This window comes from Microcella sp. (assembly GCF_051860105.1).
In the GTDB taxonomy this organism is placed as follows: domain Bacteria; phylum Actinomycetota; class Actinomycetes; order Actinomycetales; family Microbacteriaceae; genus Microcella.
In genome coordinates this window covers 1-20,474 of the sequence record NZ_JBHYEO010000009.1, presented here as the reverse complement: position 1 = coordinate 20,474, position 20,474 = coordinate 1, and the positions used below count along the sequence as shown (strand labels likewise).

Sequence of the window (20,474 nt, the reverse complement as noted above, 5' to 3'; positions counted from 1 at the left end):
CCAGCGTAGTGCGCCCTGCCCGATCTCGACCGAGGAGGGCGCCAACGACCGGGAAGGCCTAGTCTCGCGCGGCCGCCGCGTCGCCGATCTCGTCCGCGACCGCCCGCGCGTGCGCGATCACACGGCCGAGGTCGGCGCCGACCACCTGCTCACCGACCACCGGCAGCCCGGTCGGCGACGTGACACGCGCCGCCCGCATCCACGAGCGCATCGATGAGGCAGCGATCGCCTCGCTCGGGATGCTCACTCCCAGCAGCGTCTCCGCGTCGAGCCTCGCCCGCTCGACGCTCGGCTGCTGTGCGTAGTGCACGCGCACCACCTCGCGGCTACCTGCGGCGGCGCGCACGTGCGGCCACGCAGCGCTCAGGTGCTCGAGGCGTCGCGCGTGCACACTCGACCCGGGAGCCACGATGACACCGCCGCCCCGCGGTGCCGCGCCCAACGACGCCCGCAACGGATCGCTCGGCGCGAGGACGAGTGTGACCACGCACCCGGCCTCATCCGCCGGAGCAGACTCATCGCCGATGAGACCGGGGGCTGCCACGACGACGAGGCCGTCGATCTGATCTGCCTCGACCGCACCATCGGCGGAGTCATCGCGCCCGTCGTCACCACGCGATACGGCGGCGACACGCACGTGATCAGCGTGCGCCTCGATGACCCGCACCCCGTAGTCGACGGGCACTCCGAAACGGTCGAGCTCGGCCAGAAGCAGGTCGATGAGCGACACCATCCCCCCGTCGATCGACGCGACCTCCGCGTCGACGCGCCCGGGGGCGTCAGAACCGAGGCGGATGCGCATCACGGCACGACCCAGCGAGTTCTCGCGCAGCAGATGGTGGGTCAGGCCCGGCACCTCGGTGATCGGCAGATCATCCGGGTGACGGCCCCGCAGCCCTTCCACCACGGGCGCGACGAGTTTCTCCAGCAGTCCGGCACCCATGCGACGACGAACGAGTTCGCCGAGTGTGGCAGAACGCGCACCGATCGGGCCGGGGAGCAGGGCATCCAGCATCGCCCGCCATGCAGCGCTTCGTCCGACGATCCGCACGACGTCTTCCGCGAGAGGAGCCATCGGGATGCCCAGGAGGGTCGGGCTCGGCAGAGGCATCACCTCACCATCGCGGGCGGAGAGCCACGTCGTCTCGTCGTGCGGCGCGACGATCGAGGATGGTCGCCCCAGCCGTTCGAGAAGCTCTCCCACGGCGCTCTCTGCCGTCGAGAACTCAGCGGCACCGGTATCGACGCGCAGGCCGTCGAGAACCTCACCACTCAGTTGCCCTCCCGCGCTCGGCGACTGCTCGAGGACCCGGACTCGCCAGCCCCTCAGAACGAGCTCCCGGGCGATCACGAGACCAGCGATACCCGCGCCGACCACGATGACGCCCTCCGGCCGCCCAGCGGGGCTCGTCGCTGACGTCAGGGGGGTGGGGTCACCGTCGGGCGGGTTCGGCACGCCTTCAGCGTACGTGTCAACCCCTGGCTGACGCCGCGAGCTCAGTCCGCGACGCGCGCCAGCAGCGCCAGCAACGCCAGCCCGTAGGCCTCGGGCGCCGAGACGCTCTCGTGGCGCCGTTCGTCGCCATCGAGCTCGATCGTGACGCAGTAGCCCTCGGACGTGCGTTCGAGTGACCGGAATGCAGTGCGCAGCAGGTCGCGCAGCTGATCCTCGCGCGGCAACCAGAGAGTGTCGTCGACCTCCACCGAGTCGAGCGCCCACTCCGTCGTGCCATTGAAGCCGAGCGCCGTGCCGGTGGGGTACTCGTGGGCTTCGATAGTGAGCTCGCTCACGGTGAAGATCTCGGCGTCGAACTCGTGCCGATCGATCTGGAACCGGTCGCCCGATGCGGGCTTCCAGCGCAGGCCCGCGTCGCGCAGTTGTCGGGCGAGACCGGTGCTGATCATGCCGACATCGTCGCGCGCTCACCTGGGCGCGAGCAGAGCAGTGCACCGGGCCGCTTTCGGGTCGGCCCGGTGCACTGGTCGGATGCGCCCTCCGGCGCGTCGGCGCCGCCCGCAGGCGGGCAGCGGTAATGGACCCCCGGCCCCGAGGCCGAGGAGCAGGAGCAGCAGGGATGCCGCGCCGAGCCCCGCGAGCGACACGGTCGCGCCGGTGAGGGCGAGCGTCGTGAGATCGCAGTCCTCATCCGCGGCAGCGCCCACCGTCACGGGGAACACCGCGGTGTTGCCCGCGTCGTTGATGCTGTCCGTGGCGACCGTGGCCACGGCCGTCACGACGTACGACCCCGGCGCGACCGACGTGGTCGCGCTCGTGAGCTCACGCTGCCCGGCCGTGCCGTAGGCGAGGTAGTAGCGCACTGGCGTCGGGTTCTGATCCGGGCCGGTCGAGAGCTGGATGGAGATCGAGCCACCGGTCATTCCCAGGGGCGAGCACACCTGGTCGGCGACCGTCACGCTGGCCGGCCAGTTGGGCAGCTCGGGCAGCTGGCACTCGTCGGGTCCGTAGACGGCGAACTCCCGGTCGAGCGGCGTCGGCTGCTCGGGCGCGAGCACGTATCCGGGGTCGGCGGTCGGCATGACCGAGACGCGGTCGCCCTGCTCGACCAGGAAGGTGCGCGAGTCCTCTCCCAGACCGAAGACGGCGGAGAACGGTGCCTCGTCGTTGATGGTCACCCAGTAGGTGATGCCCTCGACGAAGTAGAGCGTGAAGCTCTGCTCGGTGCAGGTGTCGACGAAGTCGAACGGGTCGACGAGCGGCAGCAGTTCGCAGTCCTCCGCGTCGGGACCCAACAACATGCCCGTGAATGCCAGCGTCTTGCCGTCAGGTGACACGGTGCGGCCGGGTACTGGCGTCGACGAGGTGAAGAACCGCGCATCCTCGTCGATCGTCACGAAGACGACCGAGTAGTCCGGCCCGGTGAGCGATGAGAGCTCGGGGGCGTACCGCGCGAGGTCGGCGTCTTCCACCACGATCTTCGCCGGGTCGAGCTGCTGACCGAGCTCGCACGTCGGGGCGATGAAGCCGATCGACGCGTTCGTGATCGGCAACTCGGGCAGGTCGCAGATCTCCTCGTCGGTGAAGACGAACGGCCAGCTCGTCGTCGCCCCGGCGGCGAAGGCATACGGAGCGCCCTCGGCATCGGGATCGATCTGCGCCGTCACGGTGTAGTCACCGGCCTCGAGCACCGCCACGGGCGTCGCGCTGCCGACGGTCGCGACGTCGTTCACGAACCACAGCACCCCCGGCACGACCGGGAGCAGGATGGAGGCTCCGCCCGTCTCGCAGGTGTTCTTGGTGGCGACCGGCGCGACCTCGATCGGGCAGTCGTACTGCTCGCCGAGGTTGAACTCCCACTGGCGCACCGTGCCCGGAGCGAAGATCGTGCCGCCCATCGGGGTCGCGACGACCGTGAACACGCCTTGGGTCGCATCCTGCAGGTTGACGGTCTCGAGGCCGGCGACCGACCCGTTCGCGTCAGCAGCCCCGCGGTACACGGTGTAGCCGATGTAGGGGTTGGCGACGTCGCTGATGTCAATCGAGCCCGTCGTGCCGCACTCGACGATGGGGTTCGCCGTGGGCGCGATGGGGTTCACGACGTTGCACCCGGGCGCGGTGTTCAGGTAGGTCGGCCGCGGGCCCGTGAAGCCCATGTTGTGCAGGAACGTCTCGGTGAACGGGTTGCTCGGGCCGAACAGCTCGGGGCCGACATAGGGCATACCCGTGAACGAGGCGTACACGTCACCCTGACCGCACGCGACGGGAGCGTGGAAGAAGTACGTGCCGACCGAGCCGATGTAGCCCTGCGAGTGGTCGCCCGCGGGATCGGTCGACCGCAGCGTCTGCGGCCAGATGCTTGTCGACGAGGAGTAGTTCCATGCCGCCGCAACGACCCAGAAGTCGTTGCACAGCTCGGCGCTGTAGCCGTCGCGTGCGGCGACCGTGATGAGGCCCGAGTTGGCCGGGTTCGCCTCGCTGTCGTTGCTGAGGTTGTAGTACGTGTAGCTGACGGCACTGTTGGGCAGGCAGGGGAGCACGCAGTCATCGGGCTCGGTGAAGGTGAAGGTCCACTCCGTCTGCGCGCCCGGCTCGATGCCGTAGTCAGGCGAGATGGCCTCGGCGCGCACGGTCACGGTCGACGCGACGGCCACGATTGTGGTTCCCGGCTCGACCTCTTTGTCACCGATGAACCAGCGGATGCCCTCGACGCGATCGAGCGTGTACGAGCCGTTCGTCTCGCAGCCGAGGTCGACCATGCGGGCGGTCGGCGTCACGAGATCCTTGGTGGGCAGGTCGTCGCACACGATGAACTTCAGAGCGGATGCGGTCTTTGTTGAAGTAGGTGCTGTTGAACTGGATCCACTCGATCGTCCACTCGCCCGTGAGGTACGTGCTGTAGACGAAGACGATGCGACCGGCGGCAGCGTCGGCGGCCGAGATCGGCAGCTTGACGTTCGGCAGCCCGATCGCGTCGAACTTGTAGAGGGCGTACAGGCCCGAGGTGCTGGCCGGGTCGCCGTTGGCCGGCTGAACCTCGTTGATCTCGACGTTGATCTGGCCGCGCGTGCCGTTGTAGACGATGTCGACGTTGATGTGGTCGGAGCCGTTGAGAGCCCGGCCGACCAGGAACTCGATGCTCGTGCAGTCGACGTCGGTGCTGGCTGCGGGAACCGAGGGCACCGTGCAGTAGATCACATGGCTGATGCTGTCTTTCTCGGGGTGCACGAAGGTGTCGCCCGCCGTCAGCGTTCCGCCGTTCCTGTCGGTCGTGAAGACCGCGTTCTCCTGCACGACGCTCTTGCCGGAGCTTCCCGCCTTGACGATCACCTTCGAGAACACGCGGCTCGAGTCGATCGCCGGCAGCACGAAGGGCGTCGTCGTCGAGTTCTCGCTCGAGAAGGCGGGCTTGACGCACACCTCGCCCGGCAGCTGCTGCCAGAAGGTCTCCGAGTTGGTGTTCGTCGAGCTACCGCCACCGCCGCCGTTGGAGGCCATGGCCGTGGCGGTTCCGCCCACGGCAGCACCGAGGGCGAGAACGACCGCGGTTCCGGCAGCGATCAGACGGGTACGGACGACGGCGCGGCGCGCACGGCGCCGCTGCTCTTTGCGCAGCATGGGGGTGCTCCTGGGGGGATGGAGCCCGTACTCTCACGGTCGCGGGGACGACTCGGAGACATCAGGTGTTCGGGTATTCGGGTAGGCGGTGCATCACGACCCCGCGCGAATGTCGGGTGTACGCGGCTCGTGACTATAGGTCACAATACCGGGTCGCACATCGCCCCCCAACATGAACCGGTCTGTCTACCCACTCTCTGGGGGTGGCTCGGCAGGAAGAGCATCAGCGCGCCCGCAGACGCGCGGATGCGCCGGGCCGTATTCGGGTCGGCCCGGCGCATCCGGTTTCGCGGTCAGGTGCGGGTCACACCTCGACGCGGTTGCGGCGGATCACGAAACCCATGCCCGCCACCATGAGCAGCACGGCGGCAACACCGAGCCAGTTGGTGACGGCTCCCGCGCCCGTGAAGGCGAGGGTGTCGAGCTGACCGCAGTCAGGATCGGCCGCCGCACCCACCGTGAGCGGGAAGTCCGCCCGATCGCCGGAGTCGTTGATGCTGTCGGTCGGAACCGTCGGGATCGCCGTCACGACGTACGACCCCGGAGCGACCGCCGTCACCGCGCTCGTGAGCTCCTGCTGCTGAGGAGTTCCGTACGCGATGAAGTAGCGCACCGGGTCCGGGTTCTCGATCGAGCCCTCCGGGAAGACGACCGTGATCGAACCGCTCACGAGCGAGCCCAGCGGCGAGCACACCTGGGCGGTCGCCGAAGCGCTCGCCGGCCAGTTCGCCAGCACGGGCAGGTCGATGCACCTTTCCGACACCTCGAACGTCTTCTCCCACGGCTCGTAGCCCTCGGGCAGAACGAAGCCCGACGCAGCTGCAGCGGTCACGACGACCGTCGCACCTGGAGTCACCGGGATCGTCACCGTGTCCTCACCCAACGGGAAGACGACATCCATCGGGGAACCACCATCGATCGTGTACGTGTACGACACGTTCGGCGACGCGGTGACCGTGAACGACGCGACCGGAATCAGCGCCGACGCGGCCAGCTCGAGCTCGATGTCCTCCATCACGCACTCATCCACCCACGTGATCTCCGGCACGACGACCGGGCAGTCGACGGGAGCATCGAACACGAACGTGTAGGTGATGTCGCCCGTCTTGGGGTCGGCTGTGCCTCCCCCCGACTCGTCGCTCAGGGAGTAGTCGCCCTGCGCGCTGTCGATGAGGCTGACGGTCACCGTGATGGTGACGGGCCCGGAGACGGGGTGCTTCACATCGGTCTCGGTCGCGCCCGCGTACTCCGCCGGACCGACCGTCCACTCCATCAGCGCAGCCTCGTCCTCGGTCACGCCGAGGCCCGGACCGAACCCGAACCAGCCGTCGGTCTCGCAGGTGATCTCAGACGCTTCAGCGACGACCCCGAGAGCAGGCAGGGTCGGAGGCTCGCAGTCGGGCACGTCGAGGTAGAGCTCGAGGTTGTCGTGCTTGGCCGCGTAGATCGGAGGCCACCCGATGTTGTCATCGGGGTACTCGATGGTCGACGGCCACGTGAAGCCACCGGTGTGCGACACCTTGTCCTGCTGCACCGCCCAGCCCTCACCGCAGACGTCTTCGGGGAGGACGGTCGGGAACTCGGTGAACCACGAGCTGCCGGACTGCGAGGCGATGAACCTCTGCAGGCCCGAGTTCGACCACGCCGCAGGGGCGTCGGGGTTGAGCTTCTTGTACAGGTACAGGCCGACCTCGAGGGTCGGCTGCGGGGTGCCGCAGGCGGACTCGTTGGTCGAGGCGGTGCCGAGGTAGGTGTTCGGCAGCGGGGTCGTCTTCACGCTCACGCCGGCAACCGCAGTCGTGGTCGTGTAGTACTCGACCTCCGAGACGGACAGGTTGCCGGAGAACAGTCCCGAGCCTCCGACGCCGGCCGTGAAGTCGGTCGCTCGTGGCGGATGCGGAAGACGTAGTCACCGGCGGCGTACGTGCCGGGCGCGTTCGTGATGGCGCCCGCCGTCGTGACCTTGCACATGAAGGTCACACGAACGGTGACGTTCGTGGCCTCAGGTGGACCCTCCGGGTCGGGACACTCGCTCACCGAGGGCTCGCCGGACTGGCCTCCTCCGGTGGTCGTGTCTTCCGCCAGCACGTACGAGCGGCCCTGCGCATCGGCGAAGTACGAGCCGACACCCTGATAGTTGGGGATCGCGTTGACGCTCACGCTGATGGGGTTGTTGCCCGTCTGCAGAACCTCGTTGACACCCGGGGTGCCGACGTACTTGCAGACGTAGACCTTCAACGCGGCCACGCTGGGGGAGAGAGTCTCGACCGGCTCGGTCGCGGGATCGACCGTGGTGGCCACCGCGTCGAGATCGACGGGCGGTGCCTCGTCGGCGAAGGCAGCGCCGGCGCCGCCGACGCTCATGCCGAGCATGAGGACGGCAGCTGTTGCTGCCGCCAGAATTCGGGTACGCAACATGATGTGCTCCAGGGGGGTCGGAGCCCAAAGGCCCGCGCCGACGCGCGTCACGGGGTATTCGGGTATTCGGGTGTTCGGGTGTGGGGTTACACGGTGTGTCGATCACGACCCCCGACGAACTTCGGGTATGTCGGGCCCGCGATGCGTAGGTACCATGTTCCCCGCTCCGCCGTCCTGGCAAGAGTGGACAGAAAGTTCTAGGTCAGAGGTCCCCGACGAGGCCCGGTCAGTGCACGAACTCGAGCAGGTCGACGCCGAACGCGCGCAGGGCATCCATGACCCGCAGTCGGCGGGGCAGGTCGATGTCGTCGAAGTGCACCGAGACCGCGTAGGCGACGCCCGCTCGCGGACCGCGGAGGATGCCGGCCTCGCTGCGCACCCCGACGTCGGTGCCGGTCTTGTTGACCATCCAGGTGTTGTGCTCGACCCCGCGGTGCGAGAGCGGGTCGCGCCCGAAGGCGCTCGCGACCATCGAGAGGTCGGCGTTGAGCGACAGCCAGCTCAGCACGCGATGGCTCGTCACGGGGTCGATGATGTGTCCGTTGGCCAGGGCTTGGAAGAGCCAGGCGAGCTCGGCCGTCGAGCCGACCGAGAGCTGCGGGGCGTCGTCGGGCCCGCGCACATCGCGCACGCGATCGAGAAGGGCCGTGCGCACCAGGCCCAGCTTCTCGGTGCGCGATCGCACCGCGTCGAGGCCGACCTGGCGCAGCAGCACGTTGGTGGCGAGGTTGTCGCTCGTCGCCCCGACGAGTGCCGCGAGATCGGCGATCGGGAAGGCGGGAGCCTGCAGGTGCTGCCAGATGCCGCTGTCGGCCACAGCATCCTGAGTCGACCGGTCGGCGATCGCGAAATCGCTCACGGTGCGATCGGTCAGGCGCGCACTGACCTCGATGAGCAGCAGGATCTTGCCGATGCTCGCGGTCGGCAGCACGATGCGCTCATCGACGGCGAACACGCTCTCGCCCGTCTCGATGTCGACGACCGCCACCGAGACGCGCGCACCCTCGAACGCCACCGCTCCCAGCGCGCGGTAGGCCGAGCGGAACGTCGGCTCGCGCACCTCCGCCAGGTGGCGCGCCCGACGGGGGGTGCCCGCCCGGGCTCCCCGATCGCGCGTCAGCGGAGCATCTACCAAATGGTGACCCGCTCGTCGGGGGCGAGCCAGAGCCCGTCGTCAGGGGTCACGTCGAACGCCGCGTAGAACGCGTCGATATTGCGCACGATCTGATTGCAGCGGAACTCGTTCGGCGAGTGCGGGTCGATCGACAGCAGACGCAGGGCCTCTTCGGGACGGATCGCGATCTGCCAGGCCTGCGCCCACGAGAGGAAGAAGCGCTGGGATGCGGTGAGCCCGTCGATCACGGGCGGCTCTGCGCCGTCGAGCGACAGCAGGTACGCCTTCCAGGCGATGCCGAGCCCCCCGAGGTCGCCGATGTTCTCACCGATCGTGAGTGCGCCGTTGACGTGGTGGCCGGGCGTCTCGGCCGGCTCGAGAGCGTCGTACTGGGCGATGAGCGATGCGGTGCGCGCCTCGAACGCCGCCCGATCCTCCTCGGTCCACCAGTCGTGCAGCCGGCCGTCGCCATCGAAGCGCGAGCCCTGGTCGTCGAAGCCGTGCCCGATCTCGTGGCCGATGACCGCGCCGATGGCGCCGTAGTTGGCGGCAGCATCCCGCCCCGCATCGAAGAAGGGGAACTGCAGGATCGCGGCGGGGAACACGATCTCGTTGAACCCCGGGTTGTAGTAGGCGTTGACGGTCTGCGGCGTCATGAACCACTCGTCGCGATCGATGGGCGAGCCGATCTTCTTCAGCTCGCGCTGGAACTCGAACTCGCCGGCAGCCTGAACGTTGGCGAGCAGATCATCGGCCGAGATCTCGAGCGTCGAGTAGTCGCGCCACCGCTCGGGGTAGCCGATCTTCGGCGTGAACTTCTGCAGCTTGTCGAGGGCGCGCTCGCGGGTCTCGGGGGTCATCCATTCGAGGGTCTCGATGCTCTGCCGGTAGGCCTCGATGAGGTTCGCGACGAGATCGTCCATCGCGGCCTTGGCCTCGGGCTGGAAGTGCCGCTCGACGTAGACCGCACCGACGGCCTCGCCCATGGCGCGCTCGACGAGGGCGACGCCGCGCTTCCACCGCGCGCGCAGCTCGGGCGCACCCGTGAGGGTGCGGCCGTAGAAGGCGAAGTTCTCGTCGACGAACGCGCTCGACAGGTAGGGCGCCATCGAGCGCACGACGGCGAAGCGCAGCCAGTCGCGCCACTCGGCGAGGTCGCGGCCGGTGAGCTCGGCGGCGAGACCGCTCGTAAAGTCGGGCTGGCGCAGCACGACCTCGGCGAGCGCCGAGGCGGGGATTCCGTAGCCGTCGCGCCAGAGGGCGAGGTCTACTCCGGCGGCACTGCCCGCCCACGCCTGCCAGGTCGACAGGTTGTAGGTGGCCTGCGCGTCGCGGTTGCGCACCTTGTCCCAGTGGTGCGCGGCGAGAGCGGTCTCGAGTGCGATGACGTGCTCGGCACGGGCACCCGCGTCGTCGAGGCCGGCGAGCCCGAGCATGCGCTCGACGTGACCGCGATAGGCCGTGCGGGTGTCGGCGTGCGCGTCGTCGCGGTAGTACGACTCATCGGGCAGGCCGATGCCGCCCTGCTCGACGAAGACGAGGTAGCGCTCGGGGTCGCCCGGGTCGTTGTCGACGAAGAGCTGCACGGCGCCGGCGACGCCGCGGCGCTCGAGGCGTCCGAGCGTGGCGAGCAGGGCATCCACCGAATCGATCGCGTCGACCTCGGCGAGCAGGGGGGCCAGCGGAGCGGCTCCGAGGGCTTCGATGCGCGCGTCGTCCATGAAGCTCGCGTACAGGTCGCCGACCTTCTTCTCGAGCGTTCCCGGCGCGGCGGCCTGCGCCTGCTCGATGATCTCGCGCACGGCCTTCTCGGCCTCCTCCGCGAGGATCATGAAGGAGCCGTAGCGCGCCTTGTCGGCCGGGATGGGCGTGCGCGCGACCCAGCGCCCGTTCACGTGGCGGTAGAGATCGTCTTGGGGCCGGATGTCGGGGTCGAGTTCAGCGCGGTCGATGCCGCTGGCGAGCACGTCAGTCACGCGGGAGAGCCTAACCGCAAGGCCCGTGCCGAGGGGGATTCTCTCACCGGATACCGTGGCGAGGTGACCAGCCGCCCCGCGCTCGACCGCGACATCCTGCGCCTCGCCGTGCCCTCGCTCGGTGCGCTCGTCGCCGAGCCGTTGTTCGTGCTCACCGACACGGCGATGGTCGGTCACCTCGGCGCCGAACCGCTCGCGGGCCTCGGCCTCGCGAGCACGGTGCTGCAGACAGCGATCGGCCTGCTCGTCTTCCTCGCCTACGCCACGACGCCGCTCGTCGCTCGGCGGCTCGGCGCGGGCGATGCGCGCGGCGCGCTCGCGGCGGGCATCGACGGGCTGTGGCTGGCGCTCGGCATCGGCGCGCTGCTGCTCGCGCTCATGGTGCCGCTCAGCCCGCTCGTGATCGACGCGTTCGGGGCCGACCCCGCGGTCGGCGGCGCGGCGCTCGAGTATCTGAGCATCGCGTGGTGGGGCATCCCGGGCATGCTGCTCGTTCTCGCCACGACCGGCATGCTGCGGGGGCTGCAGGATGCCCGCACCCCGCTGCTCGTCGCCGCCGCCGGCTTCGGCGCCAACATCGCCCTCAACGCCGTGCTCATCTACGGGCTCGGGCTCGGCATCGCCGGTTCGGCGATCGGCACCGTCATCGCGCAGTGGGGCATGGCGATCGCGCTCGTCGCCGTGTGCGTGCGGCACGCGCGCGCGGCGGGCGCTGCCCTGCGGCCGGGCCGCACCGGCATCGAGGCGGCGGCGCGCTCGGGCTCGTGGCTGCTGCTGCGCACGCTGAGCCTGCGTATCGCCCTCGTCACGACGGTCGTCGTGGCGACAGGCCTCGGCACGCCCGAGCTCGCCGCGACGCACGTGTGGTTCGCGGTCTACAGCCTGCTCGCGCTCGCCCTCGACGCGCTCGCGATCGCGGGCCAGGCGCTCATCGGCCACGGGCTCGGGGCGGCGCAGGTCGAGCGCGTGCACGCCATCACCCGGCGGCTCGTCGGCTGGGGCGTGCTGACGGGCGCCGTGCTCGCGGTGCTCGTCGCGGCGGGCATCCCGCTGCTGACGATCGTCATGACCTCGGATGCCGCGGTGCGGTCGGCGCTGCCTCTCGCCCTGGGCATCCTGGCCGCCGGTCTGCCGCTGGCGGGGCTCGTGTTCGTGCTCGACGGCGTGCTGATCGGCGCGGGCGATGCCCGGTACCTGGCGTGGACGGGCGTGCTCAACCTGCTCGTCTACCTGGCGGTGCTGCCGTTCATCGCGGGCCTTGCTCCCCTGCTCGCGGCCTTCACGTTCGCCTACCTCGGCGCCCGCGCGCTCACCCTCGGGCTGCGAGCGCGCGGGTCGGCGTGGATCGTGACGGGCGCCGCCTGAGCTTTCGCGGCTAGAGCCAGTCGCGCCGCTTGAAGGCGACGTAGAGCCCGATGCCGAGCAGCAGCATGAGCCCCATGGCGAAGGGGTAGCCGAACACCCACTCGAGCTCGGGCATGTACCGGAAGTTCATGCCGTAGACGGTGCCGACGAGCGTCGGGGCGAAGAGGATGGCCGCCCACGAGGTGATGCGCTTGATCTGCTCGTTCTGCGCCACGCTCACCTCGGTCATGCGCCGGGTGATGAGCGTCGACTGCGCCTGCAGCGCTTTGTCGAGCAGCGTGCGGAAGGCGTCGGCCCGCTCTCCCGCGCGCGTGACGTGATCGAGCACGTCGCCGAGGTGATGGCTGAGATCGACGTCGACACCGTACTTGTCGCCGCCGCGCTGCAGTGCGCCGATGATGCCGATGAGCGGCTGCACCGCGCGTTGAAAGCCGATGACCTCGTTCGAGAGGTCGTAGATGCGCCGCGTGAGGATGTCGTGCTCGGCCTCACCGAAGAGCTGGTCCTCGATCTCGTCGATGTCGTTCTCGAGCCCCGCGATCACCGGCTCGTACTCGTCGACGACCTCGTCAAGCACGGCGTAGAGGATGGCTTCGGGGCCTTTCGCGAGCAGCTCGGGGTCAGCCTCGAGGCGGTCGCGCACGAGGGCGAGGTCCGGCGATTCGGCGTGCCGGACGGTGACGACGAACTGCGGGCCGACGAAGACGTGCAGCTCACCGAACTCGACCGTCTCGGTCTCGTCGATGTAGCGCGCGGTGCGCAGGGCCAGGAAGAGGGTGTCGCCGTAGCGTTCGAGCTTCGAGCGCTGGTGGCCCTTGAGGGCGTCTTCCACCGCGAGGTGGTGCAGACCGAACTCGTCGGCGACCGAGTCGAGTTCGTCCACGGTCGGGCGATATAGGCCGATCCAGGCGACACCGCCGGTCGCGTGTGTGACGTCGTAGGTCTCGTCGAGGCCGACGACGCCGGGGCGGCGCACGCCCTCGACGTAGACGGCGCTATCGACGACGGCCACAGGCGACCCTCTGATCGGCGACGGTCACGCGCTCGGTTTCGCGGCGTCGTTGTCGGCCGTCGCGTGCTCGTCGCCCGCGGGCTTCTTCACTTCGCCGCGGAAGATCGTGATCGACTGCCCGAGGCTGCGGGCGAGCATCGGCAGCTTGGGCGCCGCGAACAACAGCAGCACGACGAGCAGCAGGATCAGTCCGTGCCAGCCGGTGAGATTTGACCCCATCAGGTGTCCTCCTTCTCGTGCGCGCTCAGCGCAACTGGCCGAACGCTTCGGCCTTCTTGATCGGGCCCGCGATGAGAATCGTATCCCCGGGCTCGATGACCGTGTCGGCGTCGGCGTTGCACCACTCGGCGTCGCCGCGCTGCACCGCCATGACCGTCACGCCATGCTGCCGCCGCAGATCGGTGTCGCCGAGGCGCTTGCCCTCGACCACGCGGTTGGGGCCCATCTTCACGATGGCGTAGTCGTCGTCGACCTCGATGTAGTCGAGCGCAGCCCCCCGCACGAGGTGCGCGACGCGACGGCCCATCTCGTGCTCGGGGTAGATGACGTGCTGCACGCCGAGCTGCGTGAGGATCTGCCCGTGGGCGTCGCTCACGGCCTTCGTCCAGAGGTGCGGAATCTGCATGCGCAGCAGGATCGACGTGGTCAGGATGCTCGACTGCACGTCGGACCCGATGGCGACGACGACGCGGTCGAACTCGTTGACCGCGAGCTGCCGCAGCACCTCTTCTTTCGTCGTGTCGGCTCGCACCACCTGGGTGAGCTGCCCGTTGAGCGACTGCACGATGTCTTCGTCGGCGTCGATGCCGAGCACTTCGGTGCCCGTGGCCATGAGCTCGAGGGCGATCGCGCGGCCGAAGCGCCCCAGCCCGATGACGGCGACCGAATCGGCCTCGGCGATGCGCGTGGCACGATCGCGGCTGAAGATGCGGGAGTTAGCCAATGACGGGCCTTTCCTTGGGGAGCTCGTAGAGCACCTTGCGTTGCTTCAGCACCAGGGCGGTGCCGAGCGTGAGCGGGCCGAGGCGGCCCAGGAACATGAGGATCATGAGGATGATCTGCGCAGCCGGGGGCAGGTCAGCTGTGATGCCGGTGCTGAGGCCGACGGTGCCGAACGCCGACACGACTTCGAAGAGCAGCACGTCGAGGTCGAGGTGGGTGATCACCATGAGGGCGATCGTCGCACTCATGACCGCGGCCATCGAGAGCAGCGTGATGGTGATCGCTTCGCGGTGCACGGCGCGCGAGAGGCGCTTACCGAAGATATTGACGGCGCCCTCGCCGCGCAGCTCGGTGATGATGATGAACAGCAGCACGGCGAAGGTCGTGACCTTGATGCCGCCCGCGGTGCCGGCCGGACCGCCGCCGATGAACATGAGCACGTCGATGCTGAGCCAGGTCTCGCTCGTCATCTGCCCGATGTCGACCGAGTTGAAACCCGCCGTGCGCGCCTGCACCGAGTGGAAGAACGACACGAGGATGCGGTCGCCCACCGAGAGCTCACCGATCGTGTCGGGGTTGCTCCATTCGAAGACCGCGATCACAACGGTGCCGAGCACGAGCAGCAGCGCGGTCATCGCGAGCACGAGGTTGGTGTTCATGGTCCAGTGCAGCGGTCTGCGCAGCTCGCGCCGCAGCTGCAGCAGAACGGGGAAACCGAGGCCACCGAGAATGGTCGCGATGCACATCGGCAGCACGACGATCGGGTCGGTCGCGAAGCCGATCATGTTGTCGCTGAACGGGGCGAAACCGGCGTTGTTGAACGACGAGATGGCGAGAAACACGCCGCGTCCGAGCGCGGTCGGCAGAGCATCCCCGTACGACAGCCAGAACTGCAGGGTCAGGATGACCGCCACGACGGCCTCGATGATGAGCGACGTCAGCACGATGCCGAGGGCGAGGCGCACGGCGTCGCCCGTCGTCACCGCGCGGTTCTCGGCACCCGCGACCATGCGCCCGCGCAGCGAGATGCGCCGCAGCAGGGCGAGGCCGATGAGCGAGGCGACGAGCATGATGCCGAGCCCGCCGATCTGAATGAAGGCGACGATGACCGCGTGCCCGAAGGGCGACCAGACCGTCGCGGTGTCGACGACGATGTGCCCGGTGACGCAGACGGCCGACACGGCGGTGAAGGCCGCCTCGAGCACCGTGACCTCCGCACCGGGCGCGTGCGCGATGGGCAGGGCGAGCAGTGCGGTCGCAAGGAGGATAGCGCCGAGGAACCCGATGACCACGGCCTGGGGCGGGTTCAGTCGGTTGCGGTTGTCCGAGCGTCGCTGGGGCGCCCTCGTGAGAGGCACCCGCAGACTCTAGTCCTGCTGCGTCGTAACGCAAGTCCGCACGCGGTCGACACCGGCGACGGGCGCCCGAGCCGAAGCTCGAGCGCCCGTTCGCGATGCGGTGCGGCTCAGAGGCCGACGGCGTCTTTCACGTCGTCGCCCGCCTGCTTGAGGTTGGCCTTCACCTGGTCGGCGTTGCCCTCGGCCTCGAGACGCTCGTTGCCGGTGAGCTTGCCCGCGGCCTCTTTCGCCTTGCCGCCGAGCTCTTCGCCCTGGTGCTTCATCTTGTCTGCTGCATCATTCATGGTCGACTCCTCGTCGTCGTCGGTGTTCGAGCCGATCTCGTGAACCGGCTCGTTCCACCGTCGCACCCCGGGCGCGAGCGCGCACCCCCTTGACAGGGCGCGACGAGGCGTCTACCGGAGCGTGTCGGCGCGCGGCGGCGCGGTCGTCGTGCCGAGACGCAGCTCGCTCGTGAAGGCCACGTCGGCGACGGGTTCTCCGGCGAGCGCGGCGAGCGCCATGCGGGCCGCCGCCCGGCCCTTCTCGACGATCGGCTGCACGAGGGTCGTCAGGCGGTGGATGCTGAGCCCGTCGATGCGCGCCCCGTCGAAGCCGAGCACGCTGAGGTCGTCGGGCACCCGCAGGCCGAGCTCCTCGGCGGCCTGGATCGCGCCGAGGGCGAGCAGGTCGCTCTGCGCGACGATCGCGGTGAGCTCGGGATCGCGCCGCAGCAGCGCGAGCGCGGCCCGATGGCCTTCGTCGATGAGGCTGCCGGCGGCGACCTCGGCGGGAGCATCCGGGTAGATGTCGCGCACGCCGGTGAGCCGCTCGAGGCCCGTGTACGCGTCGCTCTCGGCCTCCCACTCCGCGGTGAGCGGGCCGCGCGTGTGCGCGCGATCCATGGGCAGCGTGATGACGCCGACGCGGCGGTGGCCGAGCGCGTGGAGGTGCTCGGCACCGGTGCGCATCCCTACGCGGTTGTCGAGGTCGACGCGGTGCATGCCGGCGCGCTCGCGCGCCTCGACGCCGATGAGCGGCACCTGGCGCTGGCTCAGCACAGCGACGGCAGGGTCGAGGTCGGTGCTGCAGCCGAGCAGGAGAGCAGCATCCATCGAGGCATCGCGCAGGCCGCCGACCGGGCGGTCGTCGCTGTCGGTGAGCAGCAGCAGGCTGTACCCGGCCTGGCCGAGCTCGTCGGCGATGCCGTCGAGCAGGGCGACCATCATGGGGTCGCTGAAGGCATCGCGGATGCGGTCTTCGATGACAACGGCGATGATGCCGCTACGGCCCGTGCGCAGGCTGCGCGCGCGGGGGTCGGGTCCGCCGTAGTTGAGCTCGCGCGCGGCGGCCAGCACGCGTTCGCGGGTGTCGTCGGCGACGGGACCGGATCCGCTGAAGGCGAGGGAGGCCGTGGAGGCGGAGACGCCGGCGCGCGCCGCGACGGCCGCGAGGGTCGGCCGGGCCGCCTCGTCGGGCGCGGAGGGGGCGCGCGTTGCCGGGGTCGTCATCGGCTGTTACTGTAGTCGAACTCTGCTATCGAATCGATTCGACTTGCCAGCCCCACCCCGGGCCTGCGCCCCACCCCACGCTCTCGAAAGGCCGCTGTGTCCGCCTCCACCGGCACCCTGCCCACTCTCGCCGCCTGGCGCATCGCCGTCTTCGCGGTCTTCGCCATCAACGGCCTCGCCATGGCGACGTGGTTCGCCCGCACGCCCGCCGTGCGCGATGCGCTCGAGGTACGCACCGACGAGTTCGGCATCCTCATCATGGGCATGGCTGCGGGCTCGATCATCGGCCTGCTCGCGTCGTCGCACGTCATCGCGCGCATCGGCTCGCGCACGACGATCCTCGTCGCGATGCTGTCGAGCCTCGGCGCCCTCGCGCTCATGGGCATCGGCGCCGCGACCCTGCAGAGCTTCGCGGTCACCTTCATCGGGCTCATGGTGTTCGGGGCGGCATCGGGCATGACCGACGTGGCCATGAACGTCGAGGGCGCCGCGGTCGAGCAGGCGCAGGGCCGCAGCATCATGCCGTGGTTCCACGCCTCGTGGAGCCTCGGCACGATCACGGGCGCGGGCATCGCCGCGGGCGTCAGCGCCCTCGGCCTCGGCGTCGACGTGCACACCGTGCTCATGGCCGTGCTGCTCGGGGCGGGCGCGCTCGTCGTCGTGCGGTTCCTGCCGAAGCACCGGGCCTTGCCGGGGCTGGACGATGACGGTGACGGCCCGGCGGGCACGACGTTCGCCGAGCGCATGGCGATCTGGCGCGAGCCGCGCACGCTCGTCATCGGCCTCATCGTGCTGGGCATGGCCTTCGCCGAGGGCTCGGCCAACGACTGGCTCGCCCTCGCCATGGTCGACGACCGCGGGGTCGACGAGGCCACCGGCGCCCTCTACTTCACGCTCTTCGCCACGGCCATGACGGTGGGCCGCATCGGCGGCGTGTGGGTGCTCGACCGCTTCGGACGCGTGCCCGTGCTGCGCGCCTCGGCCCTGCTCGCGATCGCGGGCCTCGCGCTGCTCATCACGGTCGACTCCCCCGTCGCCGCCGCGATCGGCATCGTCGCCTGGGGCCTCGGCGCCTCCCTCGGCTTCCCCGTCGGCATGTCGGCCGCGGCCGACGACCCCGCCAAGGCGGCCGCGCGCGTCTCGGCCGTCGCGACGGTCGGCTACTTCGCCTTCCTCGTCGGCCCACCCCTCATCGGGTTCCTCGGCGAGGTCGTCGGCCTTCTCTCGGCGTTCTGGGTCGTGCTCGTGCTCATCGCGCTCGCGTTCATCGCGACGCCCGCGGCGCGCGAGAGCGGATCCGCCGCGCGCGGGTCGGCTGACGACACGGCCACGCCTGCCGAAGCAGCGGCCCCGGCCCCGGATGCACGCCTCTAGGCTCACCGCATGACGAGCTCCGCCTCCGCACGCCCCGCTCTGCCCGCCGACCTCGATCTGACAAGCCGCGCGGCCCTCGTCACCGGGTGCGGATCAGCCTCGGGCATCGGCTTCGCCACGGCCCGCGCGCTCGCCGAGCGCGGGGCCCGCGTCGTCATGACCGCCACGACCGAGCGCATCGACGAGCGCGTGGCCGAGCTGCACGCGCTCGGGTTCGAGGCGCACGGGGTTGTCGCGCGGCTCGAGACCGAGCGGGCGGCAAACGCGGCGGTCGCGGCTGCCATCGAGGCGGTGGGCGAGCTCAGCATCCTCGTCAACAACGCCGGCATGATCGCGACGGGCGAAGAGTTTCCGCGCGGTGACATCGAGATGAGCATCGACGAGTGGCGCAGCGCCGTCGACGTGAACCTCACGAGCGTGTTCCTCGTGACGCGTGCCGTCATCGCGGGCATGCGGTCGCAGGGCTGGGGTCGGGTCGTGAGCGTCGCCTCGACGACCGGGGCGGTGCAGGCTGCACGTGATGACCTCGGCTACGCCACCGCGAAGGCGGGCGTGCTCGGCTTCACGCGCGGGCTCGCCGTCGACGAGGCGCGCCGCGGCATCACCGTCAACGCCGTCGCGCCCGGCTGGATCGCCACCGCCTCGCAGCTGCCGCAGGAGGCCGAGGAGGGCGAGCTCGTGCCCCTCGGTCGCAGCGGTCGGCCCGACGAGATCGCGAGCACCATCGCGTGGCTCGCCTCGCCGGGAGCGAGCTACATCACCGGCCAGCTCATCGTCGTCGACGGAGGCAACGGCATCGCCGAGGAGCGCCGCCCCGGCCTCTGGGCCTGAGTCCGCCCGCCAAGTGACGGAGATCGCCCTGTTCGAGGTCGGATAGCGGGCTGCTGGGTGCTGATCTTCCGTCATTCGGCAGAAACGGGCGACCGTAGGCTGAGGGGATGCGCCTCGTCATCGCCCGCTGCTCCGTCGACTACGCGGGCCGGCTGAGTGCGCACCTGCCGCTCGCGACGCGCCTGCTGATCCACAAGAGCGATGGCAGCCTGCTCGTGCACGCCGATGCACTCAGCTACAAGCCGCTCAACTGGATGAGCCCGCCGTGCACGCTCGTCATCGACGAGCCCGACGACGACCAGCGTGAGGCGGGGGTGCTCGAGTTGTGGCGCGTCACCCACGCGAAGACCGCCGACCTGCTCGTGGTGAGCATCCACGAGGTGCTGCACGACTCGGCGCACGAGCTGGGCGTCGACCCCGGTCTGCAGAAAGACGGCGTCGAGGCGCACCTGCAGAAGCTGCTCGCCGAGCACATCGAGCTGCTGGGGCCCGGGTACGCGCTCGTGCGCCGCGAGTACATGACGGCGATCGGGCCGGTCGACATCCTCGCGCGCGACGCGAACGGAGCATCCGTCGCCGTCGAGATCAAGCGCCGGGGCGGCATCGATGGCGTCGAGCAGCTGACGCGCTACCTCGAGCTCATGAACCGCGACCCGCTGCTCGCGCCCGTCGCCGGCGTCTTCGCGGCGCAAGAGATCACGCCGCAGGCGCGCACCCTCGCCGAAGATCGCGGCATCCGCTGCCTGCTGCTCGACTACGACGCGATGCGCGGCATGGACGACGGCGTGCCCCGGCTGTTCTGACGCGCGCCGCCTAGGCTCGAACCATGCTTCCCTACACGGCGATCCTGCTCGATCTCGACGGCACGGTCACCGATTCGGCTCCCGGCATCACCGACACGCTCGCCTACACCTTCGCCGAGCTCGGCCTGCCCGTGCCCGATCAGGTCGAGCTGCTGAAGTACGTCGGCCCGCCCATTCTCGACTCGTTCCGCGACCGTGCCGGCATGACGCTCGCCGAGCGCGAGCGCGCCCTCGAGGTCTACCGCGAGCGCTACCTCGACCGCGGCGCGTACGACGCGGTGCTCTACCCGGGCATGGGCGAGCTCGTGCGCGACATCGCCGCGTCAGGAATCCCGCTCAGCCTCGCCACCTCGAAGCCCGAGCTGCCGGCGACGCTCATGCTCGAGCACTTCACGATCGCCCACCACTTCGACATCATCACGGGGGCGTCGGCCGACGAGGTGCGCAGCGCGAAGGCCGACGTCGTCGCGGAAGCACTCGTGCGATTGAGGGCGATGGATGCTGATCTCACGCGCCCCGTCATGATCGGCGACCGCGTGCACGACGTCGAGGGCGCCGCGGCCCACGGCATCCCGACGATTGCCGTGTCGTGGGGCTACGGTGAGCCCGCCGAGTGGCAGCACGCCCGCGCCGTCGCCCACGACGTCGACGAGCTGCGCGCCCTGCTCGGTCTCGCGTAGGCGGAGCCGCTCAGCGCGCGAGGCGCTCGACCACCGC

General features: G+C 69.9%; 19 protein-coding genes. 5 read left to right on the top strand and 14 right to left on the bottom strand.

The genetic code is table 11. The features are described from left to right. Positions 1 to 58 precede the first annotated feature (58 nt). The 8 genes from ACTIE9_RS06825 to ACTIE9_RS06790 form a co-directional block, all read right to left on the bottom strand. A complete protein-coding gene (locus ACTIE9_RS06825) occupies positions 59 to 1,456 on the bottom strand; it encodes a protoporphyrinogen/coproporphyrinogen oxidase (protein WP_439564828.1) in 1,398 nt (465 codons plus the stop codon). Positions 1,457 to 1,497: 41 nt separating this feature from the next. Further along, positions 1,498 to 1,905 (bottom strand): pilus assembly protein CpaE, encoded by a 408-nt coding sequence (locus tag ACTIE9_RS06820; RefSeq protein WP_439564827.1) that lies wholly within the window; start codon positions 1,903 to 1,905, stop codon positions 1,498 to 1,500. Between the two features lie 18 nt (positions 1,906 to 1,923). Further along, positions 1,924 to 4,233 carry a hypothetical protein gene (locus tag ACTIE9_RS06815; protein ID WP_439564826.1) on the bottom strand — a complete coding sequence of 770 codons (2,310 nt, stop codon included), beginning with the start codon at positions 4,231 to 4,233 and terminating at the stop codon, positions 1,924 to 1,926. Continuing rightward, positions 4,139 to 5,074 (bottom strand): hypothetical protein, encoded by a 936-nt coding sequence (locus ACTIE9_RS06810; RefSeq protein ID WP_439564825.1) that lies wholly within the window; start codon positions 5,072 to 5,074, stop codon positions 4,139 to 4,141. Before ACTIE9_RS06810 ends, ACTIE9_RS06815 begins: the two co-directional genes overlap by 95 nt. Positions 5,075 to 5,378: 304 nt before the next feature. Continuing rightward, positions 5,379 to 6,857, bottom strand: a complete 1,479-nt coding sequence (locus tag ACTIE9_RS06805) for a hypothetical protein (RefSeq protein WP_439564824.1) — start codon at positions 6,855 to 6,857, stop codon at positions 5,379 to 5,381. Next, positions 6,854 to 7,492 (bottom strand): hypothetical protein, encoded by a 639-nt coding sequence (locus ACTIE9_RS06800; protein WP_439564823.1) that lies wholly within the window; start codon positions 7,490 to 7,492, stop codon positions 6,854 to 6,856. The genes ACTIE9_RS06805 and ACTIE9_RS06800 overlap by 4 nt, the downstream gene beginning before the upstream one ends. 226 nt (positions 7,493 to 7,718) lie before the next feature. Beyond that, positions 7,719 to 8,561 carry a serine hydrolase gene (locus tag ACTIE9_RS06795; RefSeq protein ID WP_439564912.1) on the bottom strand — a complete coding sequence of 281 codons (843 nt, stop codon included), beginning with the start codon at positions 8,559 to 8,561 and terminating at the stop codon, positions 7,719 to 7,721. Positions 8,562 to 8,620: 59 nt separating this feature from the next. Next, positions 8,621 to 10,582, bottom strand: a complete 1,962-nt coding sequence (locus tag ACTIE9_RS06790) for a M13 family metallopeptidase (RefSeq protein ID WP_439564822.1) — start codon at positions 10,580 to 10,582, stop codon at positions 8,621 to 8,623. A 63-nt stretch (positions 10,583 to 10,645) separates the two neighbouring features. Here ACTIE9_RS06790 and ACTIE9_RS06785 point away from each other — a divergent pair, with 63 nt between their 5' ends. After that, positions 10,646 to 11,947: an MATE family efflux transporter gene (locus ACTIE9_RS06785; RefSeq protein WP_439564821.1), complete on the top strand. Its 1,302-nt coding sequence runs from the start codon at positions 10,646 to 10,648 to the stop codon at positions 11,945 to 11,947. A 10-nt stretch (positions 11,948 to 11,957) separates the two neighbouring features. Here the strand turns inward: ACTIE9_RS06785 and corA are convergent, their stop codons facing one another. The 6 genes from corA to ACTIE9_RS06755 all read right to left on the bottom strand — a co-directional run bounded on the left by corA (position 11,958) and on the right by ACTIE9_RS06755 (position 16,749). Continuing rightward, on the bottom strand, positions 11,958 to 12,959 hold the full coding sequence (gene corA / locus ACTIE9_RS06780) for a magnesium/cobalt transporter CorA (RefSeq protein WP_439564820.1): 1,002 nt from the start codon (positions 12,957 to 12,959) through the stop codon (positions 11,958 to 11,960). Positions 12,960 to 12,983: 24 nt separating this feature from the next. Continuing rightward, positions 12,984 to 13,178 carry a twin-arginine translocase TatA/TatE family subunit gene (locus ACTIE9_RS06775; protein ID WP_439564819.1) on the bottom strand — a complete coding sequence of 65 codons (195 nt, stop codon included), beginning with the start codon at positions 13,176 to 13,178 and terminating at the stop codon, positions 12,984 to 12,986. A gap of 25 nt (positions 13,179 to 13,203) precedes the next feature. Continuing rightward, on the bottom strand, positions 13,204 to 13,902 hold the full coding sequence (locus ACTIE9_RS06770; RefSeq protein ID WP_439564818.1) for a potassium channel family protein: 699 nt from the start codon (positions 13,900 to 13,902) through the stop codon (positions 13,204 to 13,206). Next, the gene (locus tag ACTIE9_RS06765; protein WP_439564817.1) at positions 13,895 to 15,259 is read right to left on the bottom strand and encodes a TrkH family potassium uptake protein; all 1,365 of its coding nucleotides are present in this window, start codon (positions 15,257 to 15,259) and stop codon (positions 13,895 to 13,897) included. The genes ACTIE9_RS06770 and ACTIE9_RS06765 overlap by 8 nt, the downstream gene beginning before the upstream one ends. 107 nt (positions 15,260 to 15,366) lie before the next feature. Beyond that, positions 15,367 to 15,543 (bottom strand): CsbD family protein, encoded by a 177-nt coding sequence (locus tag ACTIE9_RS06760; RefSeq protein ID WP_439564816.1) that lies wholly within the window; start codon positions 15,541 to 15,543, stop codon positions 15,367 to 15,369. Between the two features lie 111 nt (positions 15,544 to 15,654). Beyond that, complete coding sequence (locus tag ACTIE9_RS06755; protein ID WP_439564815.1) at positions 15,655 to 16,749, bottom strand: LacI family DNA-binding transcriptional regulator; 1,095 nt, start codon at positions 16,747 to 16,749, stop codon at positions 15,655 to 15,657. Between the two features lie 96 nt (positions 16,750 to 16,845). Between ACTIE9_RS06755 and ACTIE9_RS06750 the strand changes: the two genes are divergently transcribed. The 4 genes from ACTIE9_RS06750 to ACTIE9_RS06735 all read left to right on the top strand — a co-directional run bounded on the left by ACTIE9_RS06750 (position 16,846) and on the right by ACTIE9_RS06735 (position 20,437). Then, a complete protein-coding gene (locus tag ACTIE9_RS06750; protein WP_439564814.1) occupies positions 16,846 to 18,123 on the top strand; it encodes an MFS transporter in 1,278 nt (425 codons plus the stop codon). A 9-nt stretch (positions 18,124 to 18,132) separates the two neighbouring features. Further along, on the top strand, positions 18,133 to 18,954 hold the full coding sequence (locus tag ACTIE9_RS06745; protein ID WP_439564813.1) for an SDR family NAD(P)-dependent oxidoreductase: 822 nt from the start codon (positions 18,133 to 18,135) through the stop codon (positions 18,952 to 18,954). 107 nt (positions 18,955 to 19,061) lie between these two features. After that, the gene (nucS, locus tag ACTIE9_RS06740) at positions 19,062 to 19,757 is read left to right on the top strand and encodes an endonuclease NucS (RefSeq protein WP_439564812.1); all 696 of its coding nucleotides are present in this window, start codon (positions 19,062 to 19,064) and stop codon (positions 19,755 to 19,757) included. 23 nt (positions 19,758 to 19,780) lie between these two features. Further along, the gene (locus ACTIE9_RS06735) at positions 19,781 to 20,437 is read left to right on the top strand and encodes an HAD hydrolase-like protein (protein ID WP_439564811.1); all 657 of its coding nucleotides are present in this window, start codon (positions 19,781 to 19,783) and stop codon (positions 20,435 to 20,437) included. Positions 20,438 to 20,474: the final 37 nt, after the last annotated feature.